This window comes from Arsenophonus endosymbiont of Bemisia tabaci Q2 (assembly GCF_902713415.1).
Taxonomy (GTDB): Bacteria; Pseudomonadota; Gammaproteobacteria; order Enterobacterales; family Enterobacteriaceae; genus Arsenophonus.
Map to the genome: position 1 here is coordinate 1 of NZ_CACTIE010000195.1, position 4,085 is coordinate 4,085.

Annotated in this window: 5 protein-coding genes and 1 pseudogene; 4 read left to right on the forward strand and 2 right to left on the reverse strand. The window is 37.0% G+C overall.

Annotated features, from left to right (window positions below):
* Positions 1–131: 131 nt before the first annotated feature.
* Positions 132–464, reverse strand: a pseudogene (locus tag ARSQ2_RS09725) (YggL family protein).
* A complete protein-coding gene (gene trmB, locus ARSQ2_RS09730; RefSeq protein ID WP_181995174.1) occupies positions 464–1,183 on the reverse strand; it encodes a tRNA (guanosine(46)-N7)-methyltransferase TrmB in 720 nt (239 codons plus the stop codon). The pseudogene ARSQ2_RS09725 and the gene trmB overlap by 1 nt, the downstream one beginning before the upstream one ends.
* 246 nt (positions 1,184–1,429) lie before the next feature.
* Between trmB and mutY the strand changes: the two genes are divergently transcribed.
* From mutY to ARSQ2_RS15025, 4 genes are all read left to right on the forward strand, one after another.
* Complete coding sequence (gene mutY / locus ARSQ2_RS09735) at positions 1,430–2,470, forward strand: A/G-specific adenine glycosylase (protein WP_181995175.1); 1,041 nt, start codon at positions 1,430–1,432, stop codon at positions 2,468–2,470.
* A 25-nt stretch (positions 2,471–2,495) separates the two neighbouring features.
* Entirely contained in the window at positions 2,496–2,768 is a 273-nt protein-coding gene (locus tag ARSQ2_RS09740; protein WP_181995176.1) for an oxidative damage protection protein, read from the forward strand.
* A gap of 62 nt (positions 2,769–2,830) precedes the next feature.
* Positions 2,831–3,901 (forward strand): membrane-bound lytic murein transglycosylase MltC, encoded by a 1,071-nt coding sequence (gene mltC / locus ARSQ2_RS09745; protein ID WP_181995177.1) that lies wholly within the window; start codon positions 2,831–2,833, stop codon positions 3,899–3,901.
* Between the two features lie 50 nt (positions 3,902–3,951).
* Positions 3,952–4,085 (forward strand): IS630 transposase-related protein (locus tag ARSQ2_RS15025; RefSeq protein WP_202880412.1); only part of this gene is annotated, 134 nt, incomplete at its 3' end.

Consider the following 4,085-nt stretch of genomic DNA (forward strand, 5'->3'; position numbering starts at 1 on the left):
CTTATTTACACCAAAAAATAATCTTTAAATATCGATTAAAAAATCCCTTATATCGATTCTTCATTTAGACAAATTAAAGCATGCCAAAAACATTTAGTCACAATAATCTGTTTAATAACATTTAAAGCTGATTAATCCGACAAAATATCAAATAATTCAGAAGTAACCACCTTTTTCATTCCGTGATTTTTTAACCATTCGTCTACTAAATTACGATGCTCTTCTGTACATTTGCCAGTTTTCTCGATACAGATCAATCTTTCCTAATCTAAATAACCACTAGCATCCATCGCTAAACCATTAGGTTGAATAAGCTCTATGATAAAGGTATCAACCATACTATCAATCTCATCAACTCAACGGGCGTTTTAGCGGAAAAAGACAAATTTATTGAGAAACCAACCTCTTGAAATTCGTCTATATGTAGTTTTTTTACGTAAACGACGGCTACGCTGTTTAGACATTATTTTATCCTCTCAAACATAAGATCAAATACTCCATGGCCTAACTGCTGGCCACGCTTTTCAAATTTAGTCACAGGTCGCGTAGTGGGTCGCTGAACATAATCGCCTTCTGCTGACAAATTTCGATAATCACTAATTTCACGCATTACATTTAACATATGCTCGCCATAAGGCTGCCAATCGGTTGCCATATGAAATATACCACCTAATTCCAATTTATGTAAAACAAGCTTAGCAAAGGATTGCTGCACAATTCGGCGCTTATTATGCCTTACTTTATGCCAGGGATCAGGGAAAAAAAGTTGCACAATATTTAACGAATCATCTGTCAACATTTTCTCCAATACTTCAATTGCGTCATGACACATAACCCGTAAATTACTCAGATTGACTTCTTTCGCCGCTGCCAAACAAGCACCAATTCCCGGTGAATGAACTTCAATACCGAGAAAATTTTTAGCCGGATTTTGTTCAGCCATGGCAACTAATGATGCCCCCATACCAAAACCAATTTCCAGGATCACCGGCGCATTATTGCCAAATAGCGAATCAAATGATAGAGGCTCGCCCGTAAAATCTACCCCCATCTTAGGCCATAACATTTGCAGTGCATTTTCCTGACGAGGAGTTAATCTCCCCTGACGGCGGACAAAGCTACGAACACGACGTATTACTTTGCCCTCTTTATTAACTTCTAGAGTAATAACATTTTTCATCATAAGTATTGAGATTATTTTTACCAATTAATACTATTCATAATAGAGATAATTATATTATGAGCAGTTGAGTATCAAAATGGCAGGTAAAAAGCATTACTCTATTGACGGAATAAAAAGCTTCATCAAAGCTAATATCTGGCTAAAGAGTAAATATTTATTCCTTGCGGAAAAAACAACTAGCAATGATACCATCGCTCATATCAAAAGCTACTTTTTATAAAACTGTTTAGGGTAAAGACTTTTTATATGGATACACTGCAATTTTCGCAAGCTGTACTTAACTGGTATCATCGTTATGGGCGTAAAACACTTCCCTGGCAACGAGAAAAATCTTCCTATCACGTCTGGTTATCTGAAGTAATGTTGCAGCAAACACAGGTCGCTGCCGTTATCCCCTATTTTGAGAAATTTATTAGCCATTTCCCTGACATCATATCTTTAGCCAATGCCCCGCAAGATGAAATCTTACACGTATGGACAGGCCTCGGTTACTATGCCAGAGCCCGCAATTTGCATAAAGCAGCACAACAAATTGTGGCTAAATATGATGGCCATTTCCCCAATAAATTCGAACAAATTATTTCACTTCCAGGCATCGGACGCTCCACTGCTAGCGCTATTTTATCGTTATCCCAAAACCAACATTTGCCGATCCTGGATGGTAATGTAAAACGTGTGCTTACTCGTTATTATGGAATTGATGGTTGGCCCGGTAAAAAAGAAGTTGCAAACCAACTATGGGCTATCAGTACTTTGTTAACTCCTGCTAATGATGCTCAATATTTTAATCAGGCGATGATGGATATCGGTGCTATGATCTGTAGTCGTAGTAAACCTAAATGCGAACTCTGCCCGTTACAAAAAGGTTGCTATGCTTTTATGAACCACAGCTGGCATAATTTTCCAGCCAAAAAACCTAAACAGCAAATTCCCACCAAATGTGGCTGGTTTTTGATTCTACAATATGAAAATTCAATTTGGCTGGAAAAGCGTCCTCCTTCTGGTATTTGGGGAGGCTTATATATTTTTCCACAATTTGATACGTTTGATGCACTAAACGAGTGGCTTAATAATTCCGGTATTGTATATAACAAAATTGAGCAATTAATTACATTTCGTCATACCTTTAGCCACTTTCATTTAAATGTTATACCTATTTATGTCACTATTAATCAGTTTTCTGCTTGTATGGATGAAACACAAGGACTTTGGTATAACTTACAGCAAGATATAAAAATTGGCTTAGCAGCACCGGTTGAAAACTTACTTAAACAATTTAGATATTAACTTTACCGTTCTGAGGATCCACTTAATGAGTAGAACTATTTTTTGTACTTTTTTACAACGTGAAGCTGAAGGTTTGGATTTTCAGCTTTATCCTGGTGAAATAGGTAAGCGAATTTTTAATCAAATATCTAAAGAAGCCTGGGAACAATGGATGAGCAAACAAACTATCCTGATCAATGAAAAAAAACTTAGCACGATGAATCCTGAAGACCGAAAGCTATTAGAGCAAGAGATGGTAAAATTTCTGTTTGAGGGGCAAGAAATTCATATTGAAGGCTATACCTCGCCTGAAAAATAATTGTTAACCCCATCAGAATTTTTCCATTCTGATGGTTTTTTATCTGACAAACTGTGAATGATATGAAAAAGCTGCTCCTCCCTCTGATCATTGTTCAACTTTTGCTGGCTTGCTCCAGTAAAAAAGAGTTCTCATTTCATCCTGAATACATCAAAGATACCAATGGATTTGATATTTTAGTTCAGCAATTTGCTCACAATATTGAGAATATTTGGGGAATTCAGGAAGTGCTGATTGCTGGGCCAAAAGATTATGTCAAATATACCGATCAATACCAAACCCGTAGCCATATTAATTTTGACAGCGGCAGGATCACAATTGAAACCATCGCTGGCGTAGAGCCAAAGGAATACTTAAAAAAAGCCATTGTTACTACTCTATTGATGGGCGATGATCCAGGCTCCATTGATCTCTACTCTGATATTAATAATATTGCTATCAGTAAAGAGCCATTTTTATATTCACAAGTACTTGATCATAGAAATCAACCGATCCGCTGGGAATGGCGAGCAACAAAAATTGCAGAATATCTATTAGAAAATAAATTACAGCGACGTCAGTCAGGATTCCACGTCATCTGGTCAATTACTATCCAATTAGTGCCAAATCACCTAGATAAACGTGCTCATAAGTATTTACCATATATCCGCCAGGCAGCGGCAAAATATGGTGTTGATCAATCGTTGATCTTGGCAATTATGCAAATAGAGTCTAGTTTTAATCCTTACGCAGTCAGTCGCTCTTATGCTTTAGGTTTAATGCAAATTATGCCAAACACTGCTGGCAAAGACGTTTTTCGTGCCCAAGGAAAATCAGGCATACCAAGTCGCAATTATTTATTTGATCCTGCCAATAATATTGATCTGGGAACCGCCTATTTATCATTGCTACAAAACATTTATTTAGGTGAAATCACTAATGCTACCTCGCGCCGGTATGTGATCATCACTGCCTATAATGGCGGAGCTGGTAGTGTATTAAGAGTATTCCATAACGATAAAAAGTTGGCAACACAGATTATTAACCAAATGCCACCCGGTGATGTTTACCAAGCATTAGTGACTAAACATCCGGCTGCGCAATCACGTAATTATCTGATTAAAGTAAATAATGCGCAGAAAAATTATCGTTAACAGCCTTTTTACTTATAGCTAAGCGACTTAATTTTGATGACATTATTTATATGAGCAATTCAATTGATTTTAGACGTAAAGTGATATTTACGATGGAGGAAGAAGGGTTGAGTATCCGAGAAACCAAGAAGCAATTTCGAATTGGCTCTGCATCTGTAGCGCGTTGGATTAATCAAATAGAGCC